Raw genomic sequence first — 26,018 nt, forward strand, 5'->3', positions numbered from 1 at the left:
CCCTCGCAGACCGCTCTTTTGGTATCATAGCGCGACAACCCCTTGCCAATTCGTAAACCAGGAACAATGATACCGACTCAAGTCTTGCTACTGGACCCGGCATAAAAGACACGCTCGCTCACCGGCTCGGGCAGGCGGTCAAGTAAGCGATCGAGGCACCAGATCACGGCCAAGGTAAAGGCAACCCGCCACACCACAATCCCCATCCAGTGCGCCCCCAGTGCCATCACGAACAGGGTATCCTCGATCAGGCTATGGGTTAGACTGAGGAGGCACACGGCCAAAAACACCTGCCGCCGAGGAATACTTCCGGCCTGGGCCTCGCGGATGATCAAGGCCCCGCCATACGACAAGCCCAGCAACACCCCCACCATGGTGAGCGGCATGGCCCGCCCGCCAATCCCTACCCGGCCCAGCACCGGCGACAGCATTCGGGTCAGGCGCGCCGTCACGCCCAGGCGATCAAGCACCCGCAGCAAAAACACCAAGCTGATCACAATACCCAGAATCATCGCCAGCGAGCGCAGGGAGTCGAGAGCCCACACATCCCAGGCCCCTTGCTGCACGCCCGAGCCACTCATGGCCGTCAGCAGCACCGGTGCCGGTCCCTGAAGCCAGCCCAGGCTCTGGCAAACCAACGCAAACAACGCCCCCGCCGCAAACGCCCCGCCCACCCGCAACAGCGCCGAAAAGACAAAAGCCACCCCGGCCCGGCGCGCGATGCTCTGCTCCAGAGGAATCGCGTGGGCCATCAGCATCATCAGGCCAATCACCGTGGCTTGGCAGGCCGTCAACGGCATGGTGGGAAGCAGGGCCAGGAGCACCACCGCGCCACCATACAGGTTGACCAGCAACGCCGACGCCCACACCAGCCCGGTCTCGGCGGGCAGCCCCGCCACCTGCATCACCGGAGCGGCGAGGCGCGCCAACACCGGCAACAACCCCAGTTCGACCAGAACCTTGACCCCGATCATCACCGGAATCATCAGGCGCACCAACGTCCAATAGGTTCGCAAGCCCTCAAGAAACGTAGTGCGGAGAAAAATAAAAGCCGCGGACACGAAGGCCTCCTTTGCTTGACAGAGCCTGGTGCTTGTCGCGGCAATTCGGGGCTGCTGCCCCGAGCCCCGCCTGGGGCGATGCCCCAGACCCCTTTTTTTCTTCTGTTCATGGCCCTCCTGTCCCCCCTCCTTTTTGAAAAGCGCGCTTTTCAAAAAGGAGGGGGGACAGGAGGGCCAAGTAATAAAAAGAAAAGCGGAGGTCTGGAGGCGTCAGCCTCCAGGCGGGGTCCGGGGCGGCAGCCCCGCGTTACCGCGCCAAGCACCAAGCCCGGTGTTCTTACACCAAGGCTTGCCAGCGCAACACGGGTTGGCGTGCGGCGCGGGTTTCGTCTAGGCGTCGGCGCGGGGTCCGGGTTGGGGCGGCTTTGAAGAAGGCGACATCGCCGGCCTGGGCGCGTTGGGCCAAGCCCTTCACGGTGGCGATGAACTGATCCAGGGTCTCCCGACTTTCCGTCTCGGTGGGCTCCATCAGCAAGGCGCCGTGAACCACGAGCGGGAAGTACATGGTCATGGGGTGGAAGCCCTCGTCGATCATCGCCTTGGCGAAGTCCAAGGTGCTGACGCCGGTGTCTTTCAAGAAGCGATCATCGAACAAGGCCTCGTGCATGCACGGGCCCGGATACGAGGCGCTCAGGGTGTCGGAGAGCGACGCCAACAGGTAGTTGGCATTGAGCACCGCGTCGCCGCTCGCTTGGCGAAGGCCGTCGATGCCGAGACTGAGCATATAGGCCAGCGCCCGAACAAAAACCCCGAACTGCCCGTGGTAGCCTTTCAGGCGGCCAAAAGGCTTGAGCCCGGCGGCGTGGGCGGCGCGCTCGTCCTCGATCAGGTGGAAGCCGGTCTCGTCGTGGAGCACCAAGGGCAGCGGGGCGAAAGGCGCCAACGCCGCCGACAGCACGGTCGGCCCGGCGCCCGGCCCACCGCCGCCGTGCGGCGTCGAGAAGGTCTTGTGCAAATTGATGTGCATGGCATCAGCGCCCAAATCAGCGGCCCGCACCCGGCCGACCAGGGCGTTGAAATTGGCGCCATCCATGTAGACGTAGCCGCCGGCCGCGTGCACCGCCGCCGACAACGCGATGATATCGTTTTCAAACAGGCCACAAGTGTTGGGGTTGGTGAGCATCACCGCCGCCACGTCCGGTCCCAGCCGGGCCTCGAAGGCCGCCCGATCCACCCGGCCGCGTGCATCGGCCGGCACTGCCTCGACGGTGAAGCCACAAGCCGCCGCCGTCGCCGGATTGGTGCCGTGGGCGCTTTGGGCCACCAAAACGATCCGACGCTGCTCCAACTCGCCACGATCGGCCAGGGCGGCACGAATAGCCAACACGCCACACAGCTCACCTTGCGCCCCCGCCGCCGGCGACAAGGCCACGGCCGGCATGCCGGTCAAGGTCTTGAGCCAGTGGGCCAGCCGGTCCATGAGCGCCAGCGCGCCTTGCACCGTTTCCTCGGGCTGGAAGGGATGCACATCGGCGAAGCCCGGCAGGCGGGCCATGCGCTCGTTAAGCCGGGGGTTGTGCTTCATGGTGCACGACCCCAAGGGATAAAAGCCGCCGTCGATGTGGTAGTTCTGCCGGGACAGCCGGGTATAGTGGCGCACCACCTCGGGCTCGCTAAGGCCGGGCAATCCCAAGGACGTGGTGCGGGTCAGACCGCCCAGGCGATCGGGCAGCGTATCCGGCTCGGGCAGGTCCACCCCGGTGGCGCCGGGATGATCCAGTTCAAAAATCAGGGGCTCTTCGTGGTCCAGGCCGCGATGGCCGGAAATCGTCGGGGTCGGGCTCATCGCAGGGCCTCCGTCAGTGCCGCCGCCAGGGCGTCCAGGTCGGCGTCCGTGTTGGTCTCGGTCGCCGCGATCAACAGAACAGGCGCCAGTTCGGGATAGGTCGGCCACAACCGCTCGCCCGGCACCCCGGCCAGGATGCCGCCTTGGGCCAAGCGCCGCACCACCGGGCCGGCGTCTTGCGGCAACAGCACCGCCACTTCATTGAAAAAGGCCTGGGGCAAGACCCGCACGCCAGGAATCTTCTCCAACCGCCGCACCAGTCCCAGCGCCCGCTGGTGGTTGATCCGGGCCAGCCGGGCCAGTCCCTCACTGCCAAGCAGACTCAGGTGAATAGAAAAGGCCAGAGCCACCAAACCGGCGTTGGTACAAATGTTCGAGGTGGCCTTCTCGCGGCGGATGTGCTGCTCGCGGGTGGACAGGGTCAGGACAAAACCGCGCCGGCCGTCCTCGTCCACCGTCTCGCCGACCAAACGCCCGGGCATTTGCCGGACCAACTTGTCGCGCGTGGCAAACAAGCCAACCCCTGGCCCGCCAAACGACAGGGCCGAGCCCAGGGCATGCCCTTCGGCCACCACGATGTCGGCCCCCATGGCGCCCGGCGGCTCGATCAGCCCCAAGGATACCGGCTCGGTCACCGCCACCACCAGCAGCGCGCCCACGCCGTGGCATTCCTCGGCCAGGGCCCGCAGATCGCGCAGGCGGCCGAACACGTCCGGGGTTTGCACAATGACGCAGGCGGTGCGGCTGTCCACCCGGCCCAGCAGATCCTCCAGGCCCATCGGGTCGGGGGCCAGGGCCTCGGGCGCGTGGCCCAGGGCGTCGAGCAAGGTGGTGGTCACCGCCGCATAGTGGGGGTGCAGACCGCCACTCATCAGCACCCGCGAGCGCCGCGTCACCCGCGTGGCCATGGCCGCCGCCTCGGCGCAGGCCGTTGCCCCGTCATACATCGAGGCGTTGGCCACCTCCATCCCAGTGAGCAGCGCCACCTGGGTTTGGAACTCGAACAGGGCTTGCAAGGTGCCCTGACTGATTTCCGGCTGATAGGGAGTGTAGGCGGTCATGAACTCGCCGCGCTGCACCAGATAATCCACGGCGGCCGGCACGTGGTGGCGATAGCACCCGGCTCCAAGAAAACAAGGGCCGGCGCCGGCCGGCCGGTTTTGCGCCGCTAGCGCGCTCAGGGCCTGCTCAACCGCCATCTCGCCTTGGTGCGAGGGCAGATCGAATACGGCTTGCTCCAGGGCCGCACGCGGCACGTCGCTAAAAAGATCGTCGAGGGAGGCCGCTCCAATCCGGGCAAGCATCCGCGCCCGGTCGCCCGGGGTGTGGGGGAGATACCGCATGGGGTGTGTCCTTTGGGGGGCTGGTGCCTGATCGGGGGAACGCCGGGCTGCCGCCCGGACCCGCCTGGGGCGATGCCCCAGCCCCCCTTTTTCTTCTGTTCATGGTCCTTCTTCTCCCCTCCTTTCTGAGAAGCGCGCTTCTCAGAAAGGAGGGGAGAAGAAGGACCAATAAATAAAAGGAAGAGGAGGTCTGGAGGCGTTAGCCTCCAGGCGGGGTCCGGGGCGGCAGCCCCGCGTTCCCCCGATCGCGCGACTAGTCCTGCGACGCAACAAACGCGTCGTAGGCGTCCTGGTCCATCAAGTCGTCCAGCTCCGACAGGTCGGTGAGCTTGACCCGGAAGAACCAGCCCTCGCCCATCGGATCCTCGTTGACGGTGCCCGGCGCCTCCGGCAGATCGACGTTGACGGCGGTGACAACCCCCGACACCGGGGCGTACACCTCGCTGGCCGCCTTGACCGACTCAACCACGGCGGCCTCGCCGTTGCGGGCCAAGGTGGCGCCGACCGCCGGCAGCTCAACAAAGACAATATCGCCCAACTGCTGCTGGGCGTGATCGGTGACGCCGACCGTGCCCTCGCCGTCGGCATCGACGCGGATCCATTCGTGATCCTCGGTAAAATACAACGTGCTCATGAGTGGTTTCCCCCCGTCGTGGACTGAGTGTGAATCGGTTGAGTGGTGGCGGCGGGCCGCGCGTAATGATGAGGCACGAATGGCATGGGAACGACCCGCGCCGGCCGGGGCTTGCCGCGCACGGGCACGGTGAGGGCCTGTCCAAGGGAGGCGAAGGCCGCCTCAACCAAGGCGATGGCAACGGGGGCATCAAGGCTGGGGGCAAAGCCGCCCGACGTGACATGCCCCACCACGCGGCCGTCGCCGTCCAGAACCTCGGCGGGGGGGCGCACGGGGGTCCGCTCGTCGAAGGCCAGCCCGACGCGGCGGCGCGCTGGCCCGTGGGCCAGTTGCTCAAGGATCACGGCGGCGCCGGGGAAGCCTCCCTGGGCCCGGCGCTCCTTGCCCACCACCCAGGCCAAACCGGCCTCGATCGGGGTGATGGTCTGGTCAAGATCGGCGCCATACAGGCATAGGCCGGCTTCCAGCCGCAGGGAATCGCGTGCGCCCAGCCCGGCCGGGGCCACGCGGGGGTCGTCCAGCAGGCGCCGGGCCAAGACGGCGGCGTGCTCGGCCGGAACGCTGATCTCGACCCCGTCCTCGCCGGTGTAGCCCGAGCGGGTGACAAAGCACGCCACCCCGTCCAGGCTCAGAGTCGCCCCGCCCATGAAAGGCAGCGCCAGAACGCCGGGATCCAAGGAAGCGATCACGGCCACCGCCTCGGGGCCCTGAAGCGCCAGCAAAGCGCGGTCCTCAAGCCGGGTGACGTGGGCACCAAAGCGAGGGGCCGCTTCTTCGAGAAGGGCAAAATCGGCGGCCTTGCACGCGGCGTTGACGACCACAAACAGGTCATCGCCCCGATTGCTGACCATGAGATCATCCAAGATCCCGCCGTGGTCGTTGGTGAACACGGTATAGCGCTGCCGCCCGATCCCCAGGGAGGCAAACGCCCCCGGGGTCAAGGCTTCAAGCAAGGCCACGCGCCCGGCCCCGCCGAGGACGACTTGGCCCATGTGGGATACATCGAACAAGGAAGCCTGGGCCCGGGTATGCAGGTGCTCGCGCAACACCCCGGCCGGATAGGACACCGGCAAAGCATAGCCGGCAAACGGAACAAGCTTTCCCCCCAACGTTTGATGCAGATCAAACAAAGGAGTCTTTAAACACGAGGATAGGTCGGACACCGCCAAGGGGGGCCTCCATGACATCAAGGGCAGGATCCGGCGTGGAAAACCGGACGGGATGCCCCCCTCTGTCTTGGGCCCTGAAAGAGTCACCGGGGAAACCGGCTTGCCTCTTCGGAGGGTGAGGAGCGATGCCCCACCACTTTCCAGAGTTCCCTGGAACGATCGCGGTCCTGGGTGCCTGAGAGGTTCCGGGGGCGGTTGCTCCTTCGGCGCCACTGCCAGCCGTTTCGGCGCAGCGGACTCTCCCGCGACGATCATCGGGAAGTCAATGTGTTCCGAGCCTACCCCTCCCCCCCAAGGAACGCAACAAAAACATCGACTTCCCCCCAAGGAAGAGAGGGCCTGAGGAGACCCCACCTCCCCAGCCTTCCTTTTATTTTTGCTCCCACCGCGAAGCCCCCCACAACCGGATCTTTTCCCCGGTGGCCCCCAGACCAAGACCACGCTATAGTGGAAAAACCATGACCGAAGACCCCTCCGCTCCCCCGCCCCCGCCCCCCCCCGATGTGGCCGCCCTCGCCCGCCGCACCTTGGATCTTTGGGAACGCCAAATCGCGGCTGTTGCCCAGGATCCACGTTTGGCCGAGGCGACGGCGCGCTCGCTTTCCTTCATGGCCGAGATGGCCCACCTGGGCGGCTGGTCAGCCCCCCAGACCCCGGAGACCGCGCCAGGGACCCCCCATGCCCCATCCGCCGCCCCGCCTGGGCCCGCGCCCGATGGCCCTGCATTTGGTGCTGCAAACCCTCACGCTGGGTCCCTGGATGGGAGCGAGCTGGTCCAGCGGGTGGCCGCCCTGGAACGCCGTGTGGCCCTTCTGGAAACCGCTTTGGGAGGCTTACTGGCCAAACTTCAGGGCTGACCGGCCGGCATGGCCCGCCGCCCTACCCGCCGCTCTCTCCCAAGAAGCGGCGGCGCGCTTGGATGCGTTCCTGAACGGCGTCGAAGCCTACCACGCCCATCCCTACCGTCGCGCCCTGCCCGACCCCCCGCCGTTCTGGCAAGCCGGAACCACGGTGCTGCGCGACTATGCCCCCGAGGCCGGGCCCCAGGCACAACCGATCTTGCTGGTGCCCTCGCTGATCAACCGGGCCCACATCCTCGACCTCGCCCCGGAGCGCAGCCTATGCCGCGCCCTGGCCGGGGCGGGCGTGCGTCCCGTCTTGCTCGATTGGGACACCCCCGGCCCAGAGGAAGCCCGCTTCACCCTGGAGGATTATGTAACCCGGCGCCTGATGCCGGCCCTGGCGGCGGTCCAGACCCTGGCCCCCCGGCCCCCGGCGGTCCTGGGGTATTGCATGGGCGGGCTGCTGGCCCTGGCCCTGGCCGCCTGCCGCCCCGTCGCCGGCCTCGCCCTGCTGGCCACGCCGTGGGACTTCCAGGCGGCCGACACCCCCCTGTTCCGGCTAGTGCGCGCCTTTCTGCCGGCCCTGGCGGCGGGATCGGCGACCCGTCCCGTCCCCGCCGATTTGCTCCAGGCGCCGTTCATCCTGGCCGATCCCGGCGCCGTGGCCCGGCGCTACGCTTCCTTCAGCCGGCTCGATCCCGCCTCGGCGCGGGCGCGGGATTTCGTGGCGATCGAAGACTGGCTCAACGATGGCGTCGATCTCGCCACCCCCACCGCGCACGACATTGCCCGGCTCTGGCTGACCGCCAACGCGCCGGCCCGCGGCACCTGGACCGTCCAGGGCCACGTTGTACGCCCGCCCCACGCGCCCGCCTTGCTCATCCAGGGCACGCGCGACACGCTGGTGCCCCGGACCGCCAGCGCTCCCTTACGCACGTTTCTGCCCGGCGCCCGAGTCCACGATCTGCCCCAGGGACATGTGGGACTGGTGGCAGGACGCGATTCACCTGCACATCTCTATCCTTTGGTGATCGAGTGGCTTCACGCCCTCTCCTGAGCGTGGAGAGCGGGTTCCTTTCCCTAACGCAACCTGTCTTTGCTCCAACCGTTGTCGCGGCGGATCCGAACCCGTATGGTGTCCGAGATCCAACCTCGGTCTTCTCGTTCAGGCCCGAGCAACAAACCCAGGGAGAAAGAACGACATGTCTGATATCGTCATCGCTGCCGCCGTCCGCACCGCGGTCGGCGCCTTTAACGGAAGCCTCAGCAGTCTGCCGGCCCACGCCCTGGCCGAGGTCACGATCAAGGAAGCCCTGGTACGGGCCAAAACGGAAGCCGCCGAGGTGGACGAAGTGATTCTCGGCCACGTGTTGGGCACGGCCCAGGGCCAGAACCCGGCGCGTCAGGCAGCGATCAACGCCGGCATCCCAGCCGACAAAACGGCCTTCGGCATCAATCAGGTGTGCGGCTCGGGATTGCGCACCGTAGCGCTCGGGTATCAGGCGATCAAGACCGGCGACGCCGACGTGGTGGTCGTGGGCGGCATGGAGAGCATGAGCCTCTCGCCGCACGCCAGCTACCTGCGGGCCGGCGTCAAGATGGGCTCGACCGAGCTGGTCGATACTATGATCAAGGACGGCCTGTGGTGCGCCTTCAACGGCTACCACATGGGCCAGACCGCCGAAAACGTCGCCAAGGCCTACGGCATCACCCGCGAAGACCAAGACGCCTTCGCCCTGGCCTCGCAGACCAAGGCCGATGCCGCCATCAAGGCCGGCCATTTCACCGGCCAGATCGTCCCGGTGACCCTCAAGGGCCGCAAGGGCGATGTCATCGTGGACAAGGACGAGCACCCGCGCGCCGACACCACCCTTGAAATGCTCTCGCGCCTGCGCCCGGCCTTCGCCAAGGACGGCACGGTCACCGCCGGCAATGCCTCGGGCATCAACGACGGCGCCGCCACCCTGGTTCTGATGACCGCCGAAGCGGCCGCCCGGCGCGGCATCACCCCGCTCGCCCACATCAAAAGCTGGGCCACCGCTGGCGTCGATCCCGCCCTGATGGGCACAGGCCCCATTCCCGCCTCGAAAAAAGCCCTGGCCAAAGCCGGCTGGCAGGTCAGCGATCTCGACTTGATCGAGGCCAACGAAGCGTTCGCCGCCCAGGCCATCGCCGTGAACCGCGAAATGGGCTGGGATACGGACCGCGTGAACGTCAACGGCGGCGCTATCGCGCTGGGCCACCCCATCGGCGCCTCCGGCGCGCGCGTGCTGGTCACCTTGCTCCATGAACTGGTGCGGCGCGACCTGCGTAAGGGACTCGCCACCCTGTGCATTGGCGGGGGCATGGGCGTCGCCCTGTGCGTCGAGCGTTAAACCATCAAAAACGACCTTTCTTAGGGAGGATAAAAGCATGAGCAGAGGACGTGTTGCCCTTGTGACCGGCGGAACCCGTGGCATCGGCGCTGCCATCAGCACCGCCTTGCGCGACGCGGGCTACCGCGTGGCCGCCAACTACGCCGGCAACGATGACGCCGCCGCCTATTTCCAGAAGGAAACCGGCATCCCCGTCTACAAGTTCGACGTCGCCAGCTTTGAGTCGGTGACGGAAGGCATCGGCCGCATCGTCGCCGACCTCGGCCCCGTCGAAGTCCTCGTCAACAATGCCGGCATCACCCGTGACGGCACCTTGCACCGCATGACCCCGGAGAACTGGGAAGCGGTGATCCACACCAACCTGTCCTCGTGCTTCAACACCGCGCGCTGCGTGATCGACTCCATGCGCGATCGCGGCTTCGGCCGCATCGTTAACATCGGCTCGATCAACGGTCAGGCCGGCCAGTACGGCCAGGTGAACTACGCCGCCGCCAAGTCAGGCATCCACGGCTTCACCAAGGCCCTGGCCCAGGAAGGCGCGCCCAAGAACATCACCGTCAACGCCATCGCCCCGGGCTACGTGGACACCGACATGGTCCGCGCCGTGCCCCACTCCGTCTTGGAGAAGATCATCGCCAAAATCCCGGTGGGCCGCCTGGGCCGGGCCGAAGACATCGCCCGCGGCGTGTTGTTCCTGGTCGCCGATGACGCCGAGTTCATCACCGGCGCCACGCTCTCGATCAACGGCGGCCAGCATATGTATTAAGGCAGGGTAGAGAAAGGAAGTCTGGGGAGCTGTCCATCCCGGCGACGACGCGGGCGCACGGCGCTTTCGACAATTGCCATGGTCAGGAACCACGCGCCTTCGCCGACGGAATCAAGCGCGCCACCAGTTTGAGCCATGGCGTCGCTGGCGCGGCTTTTGTCGAGGCGCTTTTGACCTGCGAGGAAGACCTGCCCGCGCTCTACGCCGAGGCACTCAAGGCCGATGTGTTCGCCCGCGCTGAAGGGATGGAAGGCCGGGCGGCGGGGGCCTTCGCCCTAGTCGGACTGGCCGGTGAGCTTGCTGTTGAGGTGGGGATCCTCCCCTTCTCTGCGGGCGAGGCGATGGCGGCGGCGGTGGGGGCGTTCACTTCATGGAGGGGGCTCCAGAAGGGCTCTGCCGCACCGGAAACGGACGCCATCCTATCGGCCCTCCGGGGGTTCGTGACGAAAGCCGAGGCGCGGTTCTCGCCCCTCGGCGGGGATACCGTTGTTCGTGATCGGGCCGGCTGGTGGCGCGGCGATGACGGGGAGCGCGTCCATTACCTGACCGGTGAAGCGCTGCGTGAGGCATGCCCCGGTTTTGATCTTTCCCGGATCCTTGATGCCGTAGACGAAGCCGGATGGATTGCCGAGCGCGACAAGGGCAAACGGCGGAAAAACATCAAAGTCGCGGGCCGCGCACTGCCGCTCTACGCCCTGAAAATCGGTGAGGAGGCTTGACCATGGGAGTTCTCGACGTTCTTCGCCGCTTCCAGGGGCCTCCAGGTTACCCCGGTTCCCCGAGTTACCCGGACGAGGTAACCGGAAAAGATGAGCAAAATCAAAGCGGTTACCCCGGTTCCCCCGGTTACCCCGGATTTATCAGGATGACGGACGCGGAGCGCGAAACGGCCATCGTGGAGTGGCTGAACGCGAACCCCGAACCCGACCCTGGGATGTGCATTTGCGTGCATTGCGGAAAGCCGGATGCCCCCCTTGCCGTCCTGTCAGGTGACGGTGGGCACCGCTGGCTTCACCAGAAATGCCTTCCCGACTGGCGGCTGAACCGGCGCGTAAAAGCTGAATTGGCAGTGCCTTACTACCGAGCGAAAGAGGAAAGTTGAGGTTCTTTGTTTTTGTGGGGTAACTGGGGTAACTAGGGTAACCTATATAATAATACTTTGATAATAAAAATATTTTTAGGTTACCCCACCCCAAGACGCCCGGGTAACCCCGGGTAACCCCGGGTAACCGTGCCCCCCCGGACACGGCCAAATTAGCACCTAATGATTTATTAGGTTTATTAAAAACAATCATGAAACGAAAAACCACGGCGGGGTGACGCGCCAGACGCCCGCAAGGTGGTGGCGATGGTGCGGGCGGCTTGGGGGSCGGCACTCCTGGCGGATGTCGATGGCGGCAAGCTGTCGTGCAACGCGGCGGCGGTCGAGATGGGGTACCGCAAGCGCAAGAGCCCGCTGGACACGATGAAAGCCGCCTGGGCGAAGGCCAGCGGGCGGAGTTTCTGCGGCGCATCATGAGTTAATGACGTTTTAACAGCTTGACAAGGAACGATAATCGAACACCGATGACGCCTTGACTCTATCGCCGCGACTCGTCAAGATTGTGCGCTGGGCTATGGAGTCGCTGATGCGCTGGTTTGGTCGAGGCAAAAAGGAAACGCGGGGCTGGGGCGAGTTAGAGCGCCTGATCCTGGCCGCGAATGAGACGGCGGCGGGGATCAGTGTTTCGCCTGACTCGGCGCTTGAATACGCCCCGGTGCTGGCAGCGGTGCGCTTGATTTCTGAATCCGTCGCTATGCTTCCCGTCCACCTGTACGAAAGCGACGGTGGCGACAAGCGACGTGCGGACGATCATCCGCTGGAACGCTTGATGACCCGACTCCCGAACCCCTGGACTACCGCGTTTCAGATGAAAGCGGACCTGACCGCCGCGCTGTTGCTGGATGGCGAGGCGTTTGCCCTGGTGATCCGGGGGCGCGATGGGTCCGTGATCGAGGTCACGCCATTGCCCAGGGGCAGCGTGTCGGTGGAAACCCTCGAAGACTTGGCGCCCCAGTACCGGGTTTCGCTGGCTTCGGGCGAACAGCGGATCCTGGGGCCGGGCGAGGTGCTTCACCTTCGCGGCTTGGGCACGCTCCCCAACACTAGCGCTTGTAAATTCCCATAACGACATCATCAGACGGCTTCGATGGCTTGGTGGTCATGGCGAACAGGAAACACCCGATCCCATCCCGAACTCGGCCGTGAAACTGTTCAGCGCCAATGGTACTGCGTCTTAAGGCGTGGGAGAGTCGGTCGCCGCCAGGCCTTCAAAGCCGTCTGTCAAAAAACCCTCTTTACACTGTCAAATAGCCTTATCGCGGGGTGGAGCAGCCCGGTAGCTCGTCAGGCTCATAACCTGAAGGTCGTCAGTTCAAATCTGGCCCCCGCAACCAAAATTCATGAAAAAAGGCGTTAGCTCAAGGGCTAACGCCTTTTTTGCGTCCCAGACTCGGCACAGTTAACACATAGGTAACAGGCGAAGGCGTATGTGGTGCGGGAATCCTCCCCCCCACCCGCGCTTGACCCCGTCCTCTCTCCGCTGGCAGGGTCGCCCGATTTTCGAACTTCGAGCGGGATGGACCCCATGGCCGGCAAGACATCTCTTTCTCCTGAAACCCTATATGTTTGGTCCCGGGAATTGATGGTGCATTCTCGATACAGGACTGGAAGGATGCGCTATGGGCCAGATTCTTCACGGGAGCGCCACGACGACAGAGGCGGTGCGTCGAGCGATACAGCATGAGAGCCTGAGAGGGGCCTGGCCCGCCGGTACGGGATCAACCCCAAGACGGTCGCCAAGTGGAAAGCTCGCTCCTCCGTGGCGGACGAAAAGACGGGCCCGAAGAATGCCGGATCAACGGTGCTCTCCTCCGGGGAGGAAGCCGTCATCGGCGCGTTTCGGCGATATCCACTACGACGATCACGATCAACTCCGCCGACATCTGGCCGACTTCGTGAACGCTTACAATTTCGCTCGAAGACTGAAGACCTTACGAAGGCTCACACCCTACGAATTCGTCTGCAAAACCTAGTCAACCGAACCAGATCGCTTCAACCACGATCCGTACCACCAATTCCCGGGACTAAACATCTAATTAGTGAGAGTTGGTATAACACCACTCCTCGGGACACTATCGTGGCTCAGGGCTCATTGCGCTTCCCCCCAGTTTGGCCGTAACGTTATCCTTTGTGCCTGTGTCATCCCGCAGAGGGGCAAATCCATGGATGCCTTCACTTTTTTTAATCCCACCACGCTGGAGTTTGGTGCCGGCAAGGAGCCTCTGATTGGTGTACGCGTGGCGGGGTATGGTCTTAAGAAAGTTCTGCTGTGCTATGGCAGCGAGCGCATCAAGCGCGATGGTCTGTTTGAGACCGTCACCGCCAGCCTCGCGGAGCAGGGCGTCGCCTGGGTTGAACTGGGGGGGATCGTTAGCAATCCCGTCATTTCAAAGGTCCGGGAGGGGATTGGGCTGGTGCAGGCCCATCAGGTGGACGCCGTCTTGAGCGTCGGTGGGGGCTCGGTGCTGGACAGTGTCAAGGCCATCGCCGCCGGGGCGGTCTACGCGGGAGACGTTTGGGATCTGTTTTCGGGGAAGGCGCGGATCACCAGCGCGCTTCCCGTGTTTGCCATTTTGACCTTGGCGGCGACGGGCAGCGAGATGAACCCGGGCGCCGTGGTGACCAATGAAGAGACTAAGGAAAAGTTCTTCATCATGTCGCCCGCCTTGTTCCCCAAGGTTTCCATCGTGAGCCCGGTGTTGATGCGCAGCATCTCGCGGGAGTACTTGATTTATTCCGCGTCCGATGTCATTGCTCATCTGATCGAGGTTTATTTTACCGCGCCCTCTTATCCCAAGCTACAATCAAGGATTGTTGAATCCCTGATTGCCACGGTCATCGAAACCACCGAGGCGCTGCTGGCCGACCCGGCCGATGATGCGGCGCGCGCTCAGTTTGCCTGGGCGGCGACCCTGGCTCTCAATGGCTTGACGTCGGCGGGGGCTGGGGGATTCAGCTACCCCAATCACGCCATCGAGCATGCGCTGTCGGCCTTGTACAACGTGCCGCACGGGGCGGGGCTGTCGGTGGTGGTGCCCGCTTGGATGAAATGGTTCCATTCCCGTAACTTGGCCCAGTTCGAGCGGTTTGCGCGGACGCTCTTTGGGGTTCAAACGGCCGAGCAGGGCATTGCCGCGTTGGAAGACTGGTTCGCCAGAATCGGCACCCCGACGCGCCTGTCGCACCTGGGCATCCCGGAGACCGACCTTCCCGCCATCGTCGAGAACGCGCGGGGCAACATGGCGGCTTTTGGCCTTGCGGGTCTTTACACGCCTGAGGTGATCTTTCGCGTTCTGGCCAACGCTGTATAAGGATAGGAAGGCTGGGGAGGCTCGCCTCCCCAGGCCCCTCCCTTCCCAGGGGGGCGGTGCCCGCTTCCCCTGTCCTATGGGATAAAGGACGAAGAGGATGACCCGCATCACTCCAACGCCCCGCAAAGGGGATCCCGCTGAGAGGGCTGCCTTTGTCGAGGCGTTGTTGGCGAGGATGACCCTTCAGGAAAAGTTGGGCCAACTCAACTTGCTAACCAGCAACATTCCCCTGGAGTCCGACCGGGCCGACGAGATCCGGGCCGGCAAGGTGGGCGGGCTGCTGGGCGGATTGCACAACTGCTCGTTTGGTGTGGGCGGTCCCCAGGCCTTGCGGGAAATCCAGGAGATTGCCGTACAGGGCTCGCGCCTGGGCATTCCGCTCCTGCTGGCTTTTGATGTCATCCATGGTCATGAAACGGTCTTTCCCATTCCGTTGGGACTGTCGTGCACCTGGGATCCCGAGTTTGTGCGCAAGGCGGCCCGGGTTGCTGCCCGTGAGGCCAGTGCCAGTGGGATCAACTGGGTGTTCTCGCCCATGGTCGATATCGCCCGCGACCCCCGCTGGGGGCGGATCGCTGAGGGGTCGGGGGAAGATCCCTATTTGGGGGCCTGCCTCGCCGAGGCGATGGTGGCGGGGCTGCAAGGCGACGATCTCGCCAACCCGGACAGCGTCATGGCCTGCGTCAAACACTTCGTGGCGTATGGCGCCGCCCAGGGCGGCCGGGATTACAATAATGCCGACATGAGCCCGGCCCACCTCTATGACGTCTATCTGCCGCCGTTCCAGGCGGCGGTGGCCGCTGGGGTTGGGTCGGCCATGATGGCGTTTTCGGCGCTCAACGGCCTTCCTTCCCATGCCGATGCCACGCTCCTGGAGCGCTTCCTGCCTGGGGTGTTGCGGGTCTCGGATTTCGACGGCATTCCCGAGATGATCGCCCACGGTCTGGGCGACGAGGCGGGCCAGATCAACGAGGATGATCCGCTGGCAACCCTGTCGGAACGCGCGTTGCGGGCTGGCGTCCACATGGACATGATGGGCCACGGGTATTTCACCCGTCTTGAAGCCTCGCTGGCGGCCGGGCGCGTGACCGAGGCCCAGATTGAGGACGCCTGCCGCGCCGTGCTGGCCGCCAAATACGACCTTGGCCTGTTCGCCGATCCCTTTGCCCGGTTTGACGAGACCCGCGCCGCCATCACCCTGGCCGACCCGGAAACCCGCGCCGTGGCCCGCGAGGGGGCCGCTGCCGCCTGCGTGCTTCTCAAGAACACCGGGGGCCTGTTGCCCTTGCCCAAGATCGGCCAGACCGTGGCGGTGATTGGACCGCTGGCCGACGACCCAAAGAACATCCTGGGGCCCTGGAGTTTCCAGGGCAACGTTGAAGCGGCGGTGTCCGTGCTGGAGGGAATTCGGACCAAGATTGGGCACGGGGCGGTTCGCGCCGCCCGGGGGGGCGAACATTACCGAAGACCCCAGGATGATCGAGCTGCTCAACTTTGCCGGCCCCAAGGTGAGCCTGGATCCCCGGCCGTCGGCCGCTCTGATCGCCGAGGCGGTGGCGGTGGCCAACACCGCCGATGTTGTGGTGGCCGTGCTGGGCGAGGCCGCCGAGATGTCGGGCGAGGCGGCCTCGCGCCTTGACATCGGTTTGCCTGAGGGCCAGCGGGCCTTGTTGGCCGCCCTGAAGGCCACCGGCAAACCCTTGGTGCTCGTGGTTCTCAACGGCCGCCCCTTGACCTTGCCCTGGGAGGCCGAGGTCGTGGACGCCCTGCTGATCACGTGGTTCGGGGGCAGCGAGGCCGGCAATGCCATTGCGGATCTGTTGTTTGGCGACCGTCCGCCTGAGGGCAAACTGACCACCACGTGGCCCCACCACGTCGGCCAAGTGCCACTGTCCTACGACCGCCCCACCACTGGCCGTCCCGGCTCTCCCACCAATGACCCGGGCAAATATTCGACCCGCTGTTATATTGATGGATCGTCAGAACCGCTCTTCCCCTTTGGGTTCGGCCTCAGCACCACCACCTTCGCCTATGGCCCGGTCACGGCGGACAAAACAAGCCTGTGGGGCGACGACGTTTTGACGGTGAGCGTCACCGTGACCAATACCGGCCCCCGGTTTGGCCGGGAGGTCGTCCAACTCTATGTGACGGATCCGGTGGCCAGCGTGGTGAGACCCGGCCGGCTGCTGCGCGGGTTCAAAAAGATCGCTCTGGCTCCGGGCGAGGCGCAAACCGTCTCCTTTGCCCTGACACCGCATGATCTGGAATTTCACACCCCAGACTTGCGCCGGATCTGGGAACCCGGCCGCTTCATCATCGGGGTCGGCCCCCACGTCCAGGACCTTCAGACCCTCGATATCGTCTGGAACAAAACCGCGCCTTAAACGCACGAGGGGTCTGGGGAGGCCTCGCCTCCCCAGCCTTCTTACTCTGCCGTCACCCCAAAAGCCTCGAGAATCCGGGTGGCCGCCAAAGTCGCCGTGGTCCCCCCCCGGGTCACCGCCTCGGTCAACACAGGCAACAAGGCCCGCACCTCGGGATGCCCATGCACCGCATCCTTGAGGCGGTCCTCCACCATGGACCACATCCAATCAACCTGTTGCCCCTGACGGCGAGCCTGAAGGGCCCCGTTTTGGGTCATGCGGGTGCGGTACTCGAACACCTTCTCCCACAGCTCATCCAGCCCTTCGCCCGAAAGACCGGCGCAGGAGACCACAGGGGGAACCCAGTCGGGATGGGCTGGCGTCATGATCGACAAGGCGGCACGATATTGCGAGACCGCTAAGGCCGCCTTGTCCCGATTGGGGCCATCGGCCTTGTTGACCGCGATCATGTCGGCCAACTCCAAGATGCCTTTCTTGATGCCCTGCAACTCGTCACCGGCCCCGGGCAGCATCAAAACCAAGAAGAAATCGACCATGTCGGCGACCAGGGTTTCCGACTGGCCGGTGCCCACGGTTTCCACCAGAACCACGTCGTAACCAGCGGCCTCGACGACGATCATGGTCTCACGAGTGGCTCGGCCCACCCCGCCCAGCCGCCCGCCCGAAGGCGAGGGACGGATGAAGGCGTTAGGATCCACCGAAAGCCGCTCCATGCGCGTCTTGTCGCCCAGGATGGAGCCACCCGATCGCGACGACGAGGGATCGACGGCCAGAACGGCGACCCGGTGCCCCCGGGCGGTGAGCCGGCACCCCAAGCCCTCGATAAACGTCGATTTGCCTACACCGGGCACACCGGACAACCCGACCCGATGGGCCCGGCCGGCGTGCGGCAACAAACGGGTCAACATCTCCTGGGCCAAACGCTGATGATCGGCCCGCCGGCTTTCCACCAAGGTAATGGCCCGCGCCACAACCGCCCGATCCCCCGCCAAAACCCCGTTTACCAAGTCATCGAGAGAAAGCACAAACCGAGCCATAAAATTCTAAACCACCGTTGTTGGTTATTCCCCCAAAGAACGAGGGGTCTGGGGAGGCCCGCCTCCCCAGCCTTCCTCTTTTCTTTCCTCAGCCCTTACGCCGCCTTGGTCGTATACCCCAACGCCGCGCTCAGACGATCCAGCAGCCCCGTTGCCGCCTCGGCCACGTTGGTGCCGGGCGGGAAGATGGCGGCGGCGCCAGCCTCGTAGAGAGCGTCGAAATCCTGGGGCGGGATCACCCCGCCGACCACGATCAAAATGTCCTCACGGCCCAGCTTGGCCAGTTCCTCGCGCAACTGCGGCACCAAGGTGAGGTGGCCCGCGGCCAGCGACGAGGCGCCCACCACATGCACGTCGTTTTCCACAGCCTGACGCGCGGTTTCGGCCGGGGTCTGGAACAAGGGCCCAATGTCCACGTCAAAGCCCAGGTCGGCAAACGCGGTGGCAATGACCTTTTGCCCGCGATCGTGACCGTCTTGTCCCATCTTGGCGATGAGGATGCGCGGACGGCGCCCGTCGTTGGTTTCAAACTCGCTGACCAGCCGCTTGACGCGGTCCACGGCGCCGCCCATGGTCCCGACCTCCTTGCTGTAGACCCCCGAAATGGCACGGATTTCGGCCTTGTGCCGCCCGTAGACCTTTTCCAGGGCGTCGGAGATTTCGCCCACCGTGGCCCGAGCCCGCGCCGCCTCAACGGCCAGCGCCAGCAAGTTGCCTTCGCCGCTGTCGGCGGCCCGGGTCAGGGCGTGCAGCGTCTGCTCGACGACGACGGCGTCACGCTCGGCCCGCAGACGCTCCAACTGGGCGATCTGCTCGCGGCGCACGGCGGCGTTTTCGACCTTCAGCACCTCAATGGCGGCATCGTTTTCCACTTGGAACTTGTTGACGCCCACCACGGTCTGGCGCCCGGCGTCGATACGGGCCTGGGTGCGGGCGGCCGCTTCCTCGATGCGCATCTTGGGGATGCCGGTTTCGATGGCCTTGGCCATGCCGCCCGAGCGCTCGACTTCCTCGATATGCGCCCAGGCGCGCGCGGCCAAGTCGTGGGTCAGGCGCTCGACGTAGTAGCTGCCGCCCCAGGGGTCGATCACCCGGGTGGTGCCGGACTCCTGCTGCAAGAACAACTGGGTGTTTCGGGCGATACGCGCCGAGAAGTCGGTCGGCAGGGCCAGGGCCTCGTCGAGCGCGTTGGTGTGCAGCGACTGGGTGTGGCCCTGGGTCGCGGCCATCGCCTCGATACAGGTGCGGGTCACGTTGTTGAAGACGTCCTGCGCGGTCAGCGACCAGCCCGAGGTCTGGCAGTGGGTACGCAGCGACAAGGAGCGCGGATTTTTGGGGTCAAACGGCTTGATCAGCTTGGCCCACAGCAGGCGCGCCGCACGCATCTTGGCCACTTCCATGAAGAAGTTCATGCCAATGGCCCAGAAGAAGGACAGGCGCGGGGCGAAAGCGTCGATACCCAGGCCCGCCGCCATGCCGGCGCGGGCGTATTCAACGCCGTCGGCCAGGGTATAGGCCAGCTCCAGGTCGGCGGTGGCCCCGGCTTCTTGCATGTGGTAGCCGGAAATCGAAATCGAGTTGAAGCGCGGCATGTTCTGCGACGTATACGCAAAAATGTCGCTGATGATCTTCATCGAGGGCACGGGCGGATAAATATAGGTGTTGCGCACCATGAACTCTTTGAGGATGTCGTTTTGGATCGTCCCCGACAGTTCCTTGGCGCTGACGCCCTGCTCCTCGCCCGCCACGATGAACAGCGCCATGATCGGCAAGACGGCGCCGTTCATGGTCATGGAGACGCTCATCTTGTCGAGCGGGATGCCGCCGAACAAGGTGCGCATGTCCAGGATGCTGTCGATGGCCACGCCCGCCATGCCCACGTCGCCGGCGACGCGCGGGTGGTCGGAATCATAGCCCCGGTGGGTCGCCAGGTCGAAGGCCACCGACAAGCCCTTCTGACCGGCCGCCAGATTGCGCCGATAAAAAGCGTTGGAGGCCTGGGCCGTGGAGAAGCCCGCGTACTGGCGCACCGTCCAGGGCTGGGTCACATACATGCTGGGATAAGGGCCGCGCAGGTAGGGCGCGATGCCCGGGAAGGTGTTGAGGAAGTCCAGGCCCTCAAGATCGCGGGCGCTGTAGAGCGGGCGCACGTTGATGCGCTCCGGCGTTTCCCACACAGCGGCCGGATCGGCACCGGCGGCAAAGCGCTCGGCCCAGGCCTCGGCGGTGCCGGCGGGCGCGCCATTCTCGAGATCAATCCGGGAGAAATCGGGAATGGTGCTCATGGGGTGGTTCCTTCCACGGGCAGGCCCAGATGGGCATGCAGGTCGCGCAGGGTGGCGAGAACATCGCAGCCCACGTGAATGTACTGGTCAATGCCGGCCTGAGCCCAGGCCTCGGCGGCCTCGCCCGGCTTGCCGGCCAGATAAAGCCGGCTGAGACCCGCCGCCTTGAGGGCGCGCGCCACGGCCTCGGCCTGCTCGGCGTAGAGGGCATCGGTGGCGCACAGTGCGGCGACCGGCGCTTGGCTGGCCTGCCACGCCGCCACCGCGTCTTCCACGGTTTCCAGCACGCCGCCCGGCACCGCCTCGATCCCGCCGGCCTCGAACAGGTTGCGCGCGAAGGTGGCGCGGGCCGTGTGGTCGGCAATCGGCCCCAAGGTCACCAAGAACACCTGGGGATACTGGCCCTTGTCGGCCTTCCAGGCGTCGGCGGCATCGCGCAGGGCCTCGAAATCCTCGGCCACGACATGCGGCTTGATGGCCACGGCACGACCGGCCATGCCATCGGACAGCGCGGCGACCAGGGTACCGAGGGTCGTGCCCTTGAGCGCCGCCTTGATGGCGGTGTCGGCACAGGCCACATCGGGCACCGTGGCGCGAGCGGCGGCCAGACGCGGCGCGGCGGCGGCGCGCAGGGCGGCAAGATCCACCGCCTCGGTCTCAACCGGGGCTTCGTTCAGGTTGGGGAACTCGTTGACCCCGGTCACCGCGTCGCGCCGCAGGCCCACGGCTTTGCGCCGGGCGGTCCAGGTGGCGTCAATATCGCGGGCCAAGGTGCCCTCGGTCAGGGCGTTCACCATGCCGCCGGCTTGCTCCAGCCCCTGGAAGCGCGTCCAGGCCTCGCGGGCGATCTGGTTGGTCAGGGTCTCGACGTACCACGAGCCGCCCGCCGGATCGACCACCCGGCCGACGCTGCTCTCTTCCATCAGCAGGATCTGAACGTTGCGGGCGATGCGCCGGGCGAAGTCGGTGGAGATCCCCAAGGCGGCATCGAACGGCGTCACCGTCAGGGTGTCAGCCCCGCCCACGGCACCGGCAAACCCGGCCACGGTGGTGCGCAGCATGTTCACCCACGGGTCGCGCCGCGTCAGCATGCGCGCTGCCGTGGTCGCGGCCACGCGCATGGCGCGGTCGGACTCGGGCACGCCGCACGCCTCCAACACTCGGGCCCACAGGCGGCGCAGGGCGCGCAGCTTGGCAATGCCGGTGAAGAAGTCGGCATCAAGCGGCAGCGAGAAGACGATCTGACGCGCCGCTGTGCCGGCATCAAGACCGGTGGCGGTCATGGCGCGCAGGTAGGCCACGCCGGTGGACAGCATGGCGGCCAGGGTTTGGACTTCGCTCGCCCCGCCATCGTGATACGGTGCGCCGCTGACCTGCACAGCGGTGACGCGTGGCCACGTGGCGGCCGTATAGGCGGCCAGGGCTCCCAGACGCTCCAAGGCGCGCTCGATGCTCATGGGCAGAACGCCGGTGGTGGCGAGGGCCCCCAGGGGGTCGGCGTTGAAGGCGCCCAGCGCGGCCCCAGCGGCGATTCCCTTGCGCTCCCACAGGGCGGCCAGCAAGGCAGCCGCGGCCTCGAAGGCGGCGCCGGCCTCCAGGGACACCGGGGCGATCTCGAGATAGACCCCGGCCAGCAGGGTTTCGAGGTCGCTCAGGGAGCCAATCATGACCCCTTCGGCCCCGGCCAGATCGGCGGCGGCGGTGGCATCGCTATCGAGCCCCACGCGCCCAGCGAGATCCAGGCGCACGCCCACGCTGGTGGCGCCGCGCTCCAGTTCCGACAGCACGATCTTGTTGGCAACGGCCGGGTCGGGATGGGTCACATCCTGGCGCACGTCCCAGCCGGCCACGGCCGAGCCGGTGGCGGTGGCGCCGCGCGTAAACGGCGTCGCGCCCGGGAAGCCGGCCGGGTCCTGGTCGCCGGGCCAGTCCGCCCGCGTATAAAGGGGCTGGATCGCAAACCCTTCATACGTGCGCGTCACCATTTTCTTGTCGAACGGCGCGCCATTCAGGGCCTTGGTAACCTGAGCCAGCCAATCCTCTTGGGTGGCGGCCGGAAAATCTGCGGCCAGCGCGAGGGTATGTTCGGTCATGGGATCCTGATCGTTGTCAGTCCGGTGCGCGACGGCCGGGACGGCTGACGCTGCGGCACCATAGCAAAGGCTATGGTTGCTCTTCAAGCGGGGGGCGCTTTGCTTTGAGGAGGGAAAAAGGGAAGGCTGGGGAGGCGGGCCTCCCCAGACCCCTCCGATCCTGGGGCGAAGGACCTGAGGGAACGAGGGGTCTGGGGAGGCCCGCCTCCCCAGCCTTCCTTTGCTCTGGTTTTCCTGTGAGGAGGAGGAAATATGGGGAGGACTATCCAACCAATAAGGAGCGCGGGGCATGACGGGAACAAGGCGAGCGCGCTGGGGCGCGGGACTGCTGGTGGTGGGCCTGTTGCTGGGAGGACCGGCGTGGGCCGAGGGGCGGCCCAGTGCCGTCTTGCGTTTGTTGCATGTCAACGATGTGTATGAGGTCGATCCCGACGCGGAAGGGGCGGGGGGGCTGGCGGCCCTCAAGACCCTGGTCGCCCACGAACGGAGCCGCCCGGGCGCCGACCAAACGGTGGTGACCTTTGGCGGGGACCTGATTTCGCCGTCGCTGCTTTCGGGGCTCGACCAGGGCGCCCACATGCTCACCGCCATGGGGCAGGTGGGCGTTGAGGTGGCGGTGCCGGGCAATCATGAGTTCGATTTCGGCGCCCCGGTGCTGGCCCGTCTGCTGGGCTCTACCCCCTTCCCCTGGCTGGGAACCAATGTGTTGGGGCAAGACGGCCAGCCCTTCGCCGGTATGGAGCGCACCGCCTTGCGGTCGGTCGGCGCTTATAAGGTCGGCTTCTTGGGGGTGCTGACGCCCGAAACGACCAAACTGTCCTCTCCCGGGGCCACGGTGCGCTTTGCCCCGGTGGTTGAAACGGTGCGCGAGACGGTCGCGGCGCTCAAGGCCCAGGGGGCGGATGTCATTGTCGCCCTGACCCACCAAGACGTCGCCGACGACCGGGCCTTGCTGGAGCGGGTCCCGGCCATTGACGTTATTGTGGGCGGGCACGATCACGAGGGGATCGTGTGGAGCGACCAGGGACGGGTGATTCTCAAGGCCGGCAGCGACGCCAAGGCGCTCGGCGTGATCGACCTCACCCTTCAGGAACGCCCCACCAAAACCGGCCCCGTTGTCACCACTCGCCCGGACGTGCGCCTGATCCCCAACGTGGGCCAAACCCCGGATCCCGCCCTGGCCGGGCTCATCGCTCAATGGCACGCGTCCCTCGACGACGCCTTGGGGCAACCTTTGGTCACGCTTGGGGTGCCGCTCGACAGCCGCCGCGCCGCCGTGCGCACCCAGGAGAGCACCATGGGCGATCTGATCGCCGATGCGCTGCGGATCGGCACCGGGGCCGATGTCGCCCTGGTCAATGGCGGCGGCATCCGGGCCGATCGCCTGTACGACGCGGGGGCCTCGCTTTCGGCCCGCGATGTCCTGACCGAGCTTCCGTTTGGCAACGTGGTGATGGTGCTGCGTCTCACGGGGGCGGAGCTGCGCGCGGCCCTGGAGCATGGCTTGTCGGCGGTCGAGGAGGGGGCCGGCCGTTTTCCTCAGGTTTCGGGGCTCACCCTGACCTGGGATCGCAAAAAACCCGCCGGGTCGCGCCTCGTGACGGTTGCGGTGGCCGGCACGCCGCTCGACCCCGCCGCCTCCTATACCCTGGCCACCACCAACTTCACCGCCGACGGCGGGGATGGCTACACCTTCGGCACGGCACGCCCGGTGGTCGATGCCAGCGCCGGACGCCTGATGACCACCTTGGTCATCGACTACCTGAAAAGCCTGGGAGGCGAGGTGAAGACCCTCGAAACCGGAAGACTTATCCCAGTTGAGTAAGTGGCTTTATAATTTCATTCTAGAACAATATTCCAACAAACCCCTAGAAAACGAGGGGTCTGGGGAGGCCGCGCCTCCCCAGCCTTCCCTTCAGAACAACGTCAACTGTCGCGCCCGCCTCGGGGCGCCCCCCGTCGGCCGTCCCAGAAACTCGGCAGGCAGATCGGCCAAAAACGACGAGGGGACCCGAGCGCGCACCGCACCGTGCCAAAAGCGCTCGCGAGCGTGGGTCAGGATCAGGCGATCGCGGGCCCGGGTGAGGGCGACATAGAGCAAGCGCCGCTCCTCGGCCAAGGCCGCCGGATCGGGGGAAGCGCCGCCCCACGACAGCGGCATCAGCCCGTCCTCCAAGCCGGTGACGAAGACGACCGGAAACTCCAGACCCTTGGCAGCGTGCATGGTCAACAGCGAGACCCGATCCCCCCGCTGGTCATGAAAATCAGCCTCAGTCATCAGGGCGCAGGCCTCGCGCAAGCGCTCCAGATCGTCGACTCCGTCGTCGATCAGGGCGACGAGCCAATCCCGGGCGAGGCGGGAGGCCTCGGGGGCTTCCCCCTGGGCGCTGGCGACTGCGGCCCGCACGCATTCGCGCAGGGGAGGCCCGGGCGGTAGGGTTTCCAACGCGGCCAGCACGGCGCGCACTCCAGGATGCTGGGCCAAGGGCGCCGGGCTGCTCTTGCGATAGGGAATGCCGGCCCGGTCAAAGGCACCGCGAAACGCCTCGGCTTGGGCATCGGTGCGGTACAGTACCGCCACGTCGGCGAAGCTCAAGGGGCGGTCCTGGCCGGCGATCCGTCCGGCGGCCAGGAGATCATGCCCTCCCATCAGGTGTTCGAGGGTGGCGACCACGCCTTCGGCCTCCGCCTGGGCCGTGGGGCTGGCTTGGACCACAATGGGCTCTTCCCGGCCCCGGGTCTGGCCGTCGGCCGGCTGGCCGATTAGGGCCGCCGCCGCCTCGACGATGGTGCCGGAAGAGCGGTAGTTGCGAAACAGGCGGACCTCGGGGGCCTCGGGCCAATCGGTGGCAAACCGCGCGAAGCAACCGGCATCGGCCCCACGGAAGCCATAGATGGCCTGATGGGGATCGCCGATGACGCACAGGGACCCCGGTCCCGCCAGCTGGTGCAACAGGCGGTATTGGCTTTCATCGACGTCTTGGAACTCGTCGGCAACAATATGGGCAAAGCGGCGGCGCCAGGACTCCCCCACGGCGGGGCTGCTGTCCAACACGCTCACGGCCCCGCTCACCAAGTCGTCGAGATCGACCCAGGCTTGCGCCCGGCTCTCGGCCTCCAGGACCGCGCGGGCCTGCTCCTCGGCCGGGGTGCCGGTCTGGCCCGTGCGTTTGAGCGCCGAGAGGGTTTTTAACAAAGCCCCCGCCTTGTCGTGCGACAGGCCCAGCGCTTGGGCGAGAACGCTGCGGCGCTCGCTGTCGTCGGCAATGCGAAAGTCGGGCGGCAGACCCAAGACATCGGCGTGGGCGCGCAGGATCGAAAGGCCCAGGGAATGGAAGCTGTGTACCTCGGGCAAGGCGTCGCCCAGCAAGCTCCGCAGCTGCGTTTTCAACTCGTGCGTGGCCTTGCGGGTGAAGGTGACGGCAAGGCAAGCTGAGGCCGGCACCCCTTGCTCCAGGATCAAATGGGCCAAACGGTGGGTGAGCAGGCGCGTCTTGCCCGAGCCAGGCCCGGCGATCACCAGCAAGGGGCCCGGAGCGGCGGCGGCCGCCGCTTGTTCGGGGTCCAGGGCCGCCAGCACCCCCGATCGACCATTGGGTGGCGGAGGGGGCGGGGGGGCTGGTGTCGGGAGGGGAGGGGGGCTGGGCTTGGGAAGGGCGCGGCGCGCGGCGTGGGCGGCTTCCCAACGGCCCCTCGAACAACAGGCCGCGCCGGCTGTCCAACTCACCGGGGGCAAACAGGCGGATCACGCCATACGCGCCATCATAGCCGGCGTCACGATACACCGTGCCGGCCCGCAGGCGCGCCAACGCCTCGCCCAGCACGGGATG

The 26,018-nt window shown here is 66.0% G+C and carries 21 protein-coding genes, 1 tRNA gene, 1 rRNA gene, 2 pseudogenes and 1 riboswitch; of the genes and pseudogenes, 16 read left to right on the forward strand and 9 right to left on the reverse strand.

The window, feature by feature from the left end:
• Positions 1-77 precede the first annotated feature (77 nt).
• From RSPPHO_RS12985 to gcvT, 5 genes are all read right to left on the reverse strand, one after another.
• A complete protein-coding gene (locus tag RSPPHO_RS12985; protein WP_014415672.1) occupies positions 78-1,214 on the reverse strand; it encodes a nucleoside recognition protein in 1,137 nt (378 codons plus the stop codon).
• A gap of 124 nt (positions 1,215-1,338) precedes the next feature.
• Positions 1,339-2,847 carry an aminomethyl-transferring glycine dehydrogenase subunit GcvPB gene (gene gcvPB / locus RSPPHO_RS12990; RefSeq protein ID WP_041795503.1) on the reverse strand — a complete coding sequence of 503 codons (1,509 nt, stop codon included), beginning with the start codon at positions 2,845-2,847 and terminating at the stop codon, positions 1,339-1,341.
• Entirely contained in the window at positions 2,844-4,190 is a 1,347-nt protein-coding gene (gcvPA, locus tag RSPPHO_RS12995) for an aminomethyl-transferring glycine dehydrogenase subunit GcvPA (RefSeq protein ID WP_014415674.1), read from the reverse strand. The genes gcvPB and gcvPA overlap by 4 nt, the downstream gene beginning before the upstream one ends.
• Positions 4,191-4,443: 253 nt before the next feature.
• Positions 4,444-4,824 carry a glycine cleavage system protein GcvH gene (gene gcvH, locus RSPPHO_RS13000; RefSeq protein ID WP_014415675.1) on the reverse strand — a complete coding sequence of 127 codons (381 nt, stop codon included), beginning with the start codon at positions 4,822-4,824 and terminating at the stop codon, positions 4,444-4,446.
• On the reverse strand, positions 4,821-5,987 hold the full coding sequence (gene gcvT, locus RSPPHO_RS13005) for a glycine cleavage system aminomethyltransferase GcvT (RefSeq protein WP_051014047.1): 1,167 nt from the start codon (positions 5,985-5,987) through the stop codon (positions 4,821-4,823). Before gcvT ends, gcvH begins: the two co-directional genes overlap by 4 nt.
• 158 nt (positions 5,988-6,145) lie before the next feature.
• A riboswitch (glycine riboswitch) is annotated at positions 6,146-6,248 on the reverse strand.
• A gap of 203 nt (positions 6,249-6,451) precedes the next feature.
• On the opposite strand from gcvT, the gene RSPPHO_RS21200 reads away from it, so the two are divergent.
• The 15 genes and pseudogenes from RSPPHO_RS21200 to RSPPHO_RS21575 all read left to right on the forward strand — a co-directional run bounded on the left by RSPPHO_RS21200 (position 6,452) and on the right by RSPPHO_RS21575 (position 16,773).
• Entirely contained in the window at positions 6,452-6,850 is a 399-nt protein-coding gene (locus RSPPHO_RS21200) for a hypothetical protein (RefSeq protein ID WP_242390495.1), read from the forward strand.
• Between the two features lie 58 nt (positions 6,851-6,908).
• Positions 6,909-7,892 (forward strand): alpha/beta fold hydrolase, encoded by a 984-nt coding sequence (locus RSPPHO_RS13010; protein ID WP_242390496.1) that lies wholly within the window; start codon positions 6,909-6,911, stop codon positions 7,890-7,892.
• A gap of 145 nt (positions 7,893-8,037) precedes the next feature.
• The gene (locus RSPPHO_RS13015; protein ID WP_014415678.1) at positions 8,038-9,210 is read left to right on the forward strand and encodes an acetyl-CoA C-acetyltransferase; all 1,173 of its coding nucleotides are present in this window, start codon (positions 8,038-8,040) and stop codon (positions 9,208-9,210) included.
• A 37-nt stretch (positions 9,211-9,247) separates the two neighbouring features.
• Complete coding sequence (gene phbB / locus RSPPHO_RS13020) at positions 9,248-9,976, forward strand: acetoacetyl-CoA reductase (RefSeq protein ID WP_041795510.1); 729 nt, start codon at positions 9,248-9,250, stop codon at positions 9,974-9,976.
• Between the two features lie 128 nt (positions 9,977-10,104).
• Positions 10,105-10,695 carry a hypothetical protein gene (locus tag RSPPHO_RS13025; protein ID WP_014415680.1) on the forward strand — a complete coding sequence of 197 codons (591 nt, stop codon included), beginning with the start codon at positions 10,105-10,107 and terminating at the stop codon, positions 10,693-10,695.
• A 2-nt stretch (positions 10,696-10,697) separates the two neighbouring features.
• Positions 10,698-11,078, forward strand: a complete 381-nt coding sequence (locus tag RSPPHO_RS20165) for a hypothetical protein (RefSeq protein WP_157879238.1) — start codon at positions 10,698-10,700, stop codon at positions 11,076-11,078.
• A gap of 246 nt (positions 11,079-11,324) precedes the next feature.
• Positions 11,325-11,495: a hypothetical protein gene (locus RSPPHO_RS20170; RefSeq protein WP_157879239.1), complete on the forward strand. Its 171-nt coding sequence runs from the start codon at positions 11,325-11,327 to the stop codon at positions 11,493-11,495.
• A gap of 109 nt (positions 11,496-11,604) precedes the next feature.
• The gene (locus RSPPHO_RS13030) at positions 11,605-12,144 is read left to right on the forward strand and encodes a phage portal protein (protein WP_157879240.1); all 540 of its coding nucleotides are present in this window, start codon (positions 11,605-11,607) and stop codon (positions 12,142-12,144) included.
• Positions 12,145-12,169: 25 nt separating this feature from the next.
• Positions 12,170-12,284: ribosomal RNA gene (gene rrf / locus RSPPHO_RS13035) — 5S ribosomal RNA — on the forward strand.
• 51 nt (positions 12,285-12,335) lie between these two features.
• Positions 12,336-12,412: transfer RNA gene (locus RSPPHO_RS13040), tRNA-Met, on the forward strand.
• Positions 12,413-12,697: 285 nt separating this feature from the next.
• Positions 12,698-12,933, forward strand: a pseudogene (locus RSPPHO_RS22055) (helix-turn-helix domain-containing protein); the annotation flags it as partial.
• A pseudogene (locus tag RSPPHO_RS22060) lies at positions 12,929-13,114 on the forward strand (IS481 family transposase); the annotation flags it as partial. The pseudogenes RSPPHO_RS22055 and RSPPHO_RS22060, both read left to right, overlap by 5 nt.
• Before the next feature lie 126 nt (positions 13,115-13,240).
• On the forward strand, positions 13,241-14,389 hold the full coding sequence (locus RSPPHO_RS13045) for an iron-containing alcohol dehydrogenase (RefSeq protein WP_041795512.1): 1,149 nt from the start codon (positions 13,241-13,243) through the stop codon (positions 14,387-14,389).
• A 97-nt stretch (positions 14,390-14,486) separates the two neighbouring features.
• Positions 14,487-16,028, forward strand: coding sequence for a glycoside hydrolase family 3 N-terminal domain-containing protein (locus tag RSPPHO_RS13050; RefSeq protein WP_014415682.1), 1,542 nt, complete (start codon positions 14,487-14,489; stop codon positions 16,026-16,028).
• Positions 15,979-16,773, forward strand: a complete 795-nt coding sequence (locus RSPPHO_RS21575) for a glycoside hydrolase family 3 C-terminal domain-containing protein (RefSeq protein ID WP_277905332.1) — start codon at positions 15,979-15,981, stop codon at positions 16,771-16,773. The genes RSPPHO_RS13050 and RSPPHO_RS21575 overlap by 50 nt, the downstream gene beginning before the upstream one ends.
• A gap of 41 nt (positions 16,774-16,814) precedes the next feature.
• Here the strand turns inward: RSPPHO_RS21575 and meaB are convergent, their stop codons facing one another.
• From meaB to RSPPHO_RS13065, 3 genes are all read right to left on the reverse strand, one after another.
• Positions 16,815-17,810 (reverse strand): methylmalonyl Co-A mutase-associated GTPase MeaB, encoded by a 996-nt coding sequence (gene meaB, locus RSPPHO_RS13055; RefSeq protein ID WP_014415684.1) that lies wholly within the window; start codon positions 17,808-17,810, stop codon positions 16,815-16,817.
• Positions 17,811-17,905: 95 nt separating this feature from the next.
• On the reverse strand, positions 17,906-20,095 hold the full coding sequence (gene scpA / locus RSPPHO_RS13060) for a methylmalonyl-CoA mutase (protein ID WP_014415685.1): 2,190 nt from the start codon (positions 20,093-20,095) through the stop codon (positions 17,906-17,908).
• Entirely contained in the window at positions 20,092-22,188 is a 2,097-nt protein-coding gene (locus RSPPHO_RS13065) for a methylmalonyl-CoA mutase subunit beta (RefSeq protein WP_041795514.1), read from the reverse strand. Before RSPPHO_RS13065 ends, scpA begins: the two co-directional genes overlap by 4 nt.
• A 289-nt stretch (positions 22,189-22,477) precedes the next feature.
• On the opposite strand from RSPPHO_RS13065, the gene RSPPHO_RS13070 reads away from it, so the two are divergent.
• On the forward strand, positions 22,478-24,013 hold the full coding sequence (locus RSPPHO_RS13070; RefSeq protein WP_014415687.1) for a bifunctional metallophosphatase/5'-nucleotidase: 1,536 nt from the start codon (positions 22,478-22,480) through the stop codon (positions 24,011-24,013).
• A gap of 90 nt (positions 24,014-24,103) precedes the next feature.
• Here RSPPHO_RS13070 and RSPPHO_RS20570 read toward each other — a convergent pair whose 3' ends face one another.
• Positions 24,104-25,915, reverse strand: coding sequence for an ATP-dependent helicase (locus RSPPHO_RS20570; RefSeq protein ID WP_339325413.1), 1,812 nt, complete (start codon positions 25,913-25,915; stop codon positions 24,104-24,106).
• Positions 25,916-26,018: the final 103 nt, after the last annotated feature.

This window comes from Pararhodospirillum photometricum DSM 122 (assembly GCF_000284415.1).
In the GTDB taxonomy this organism is placed as follows: Bacteria; Pseudomonadota; Alphaproteobacteria; order Rhodospirillales; family Rhodospirillaceae; genus Pararhodospirillum; species Pararhodospirillum photometricum.

What these genes read in the sequence shown, in the direction of transcription:
- gcvPB (WP_041795503.1), bottom strand. Translation starts at nt 2,847, where the DNA reads ATGAGCCCGACCCCGACGATTTCCGGCCATCGCGGCCTGGACCACGAA.
- gcvPA (WP_014415674.1), bottom strand. Translation starts at nt 4,190, where the DNA reads ATGCGGTATCTCCCCCACACCCCGGGCGACCGGGCGCGGATGCTTGCC.
- gcvH (WP_014415675.1), bottom strand. Translation starts at nt 4,824, where the DNA reads ATGAGCACGTTGTATTTTACCGAGGATCACGAATGGATCCGCGTCGAT.
- RSPPHO_RS21200 (WP_242390495.1), top strand. Translation starts at nt 6,452, where the DNA reads ATGACCGAAGACCCCTCCGCTCCCCCGCCCCCGCCCCCCCCCGATGTG.
- RSPPHO_RS13015 (WP_014415678.1), top strand. Translation starts at nt 8,038, where the DNA reads ATGTCTGATATCGTCATCGCTGCCGCCGTCCGCACCGCGGTCGGCGCC.
- phbB (WP_041795510.1), top strand. Translation starts at nt 9,248, where the DNA reads ATGAGCAGAGGACGTGTTGCCCTTGTGACCGGCGGAACCCGTGGCATC.
- RSPPHO_RS20165 (WP_157879238.1), top strand. Translation starts at nt 10,698, where the DNA reads ATGGGAGTTCTCGACGTTCTTCGCCGCTTCCAGGGGCCTCCAGGTTAC.
- RSPPHO_RS13030 (WP_157879240.1), top strand. Translation starts at nt 11,605, where the DNA reads ATGCGCTGGTTTGGTCGAGGCAAAAAGGAAACGCGGGGCTGGGGCGAG.
- RSPPHO_RS13045 (WP_041795512.1), top strand. Translation starts at nt 13,241, where the DNA reads ATGGATGCCTTCACTTTTTTTAATCCCACCACGCTGGAGTTTGGTGCC.
- RSPPHO_RS13050 (WP_014415682.1), top strand. Translation starts at nt 14,487, where the DNA reads ATGACCCGCATCACTCCAACGCCCCGCAAAGGGGATCCCGCTGAGAGG.
- meaB (WP_014415684.1), bottom strand. Translation starts at nt 17,810, where the DNA reads ATGGCTCGGTTTGTGCTTTCTCTCGATGACTTGGTAAACGGGGTTTTG.
- scpA (WP_014415685.1), bottom strand. Translation starts at nt 20,095, where the DNA reads ATGAGCACCATTCCCGATTTCTCCCGGATTGATCTCGAGAATGGCGCG.
- RSPPHO_RS13065 (WP_041795514.1), bottom strand. Translation starts at nt 22,188, where the DNA reads ATGACCGAACATACCCTCGCGCTGGCCGCAGATTTTCCGGCCGCCACC.
- RSPPHO_RS13070 (WP_014415687.1), top strand. Translation starts at nt 22,478, where the DNA reads ATGACGGGAACAAGGCGAGCGCGCTGGGGCGCGGGACTGCTGGTGGTG.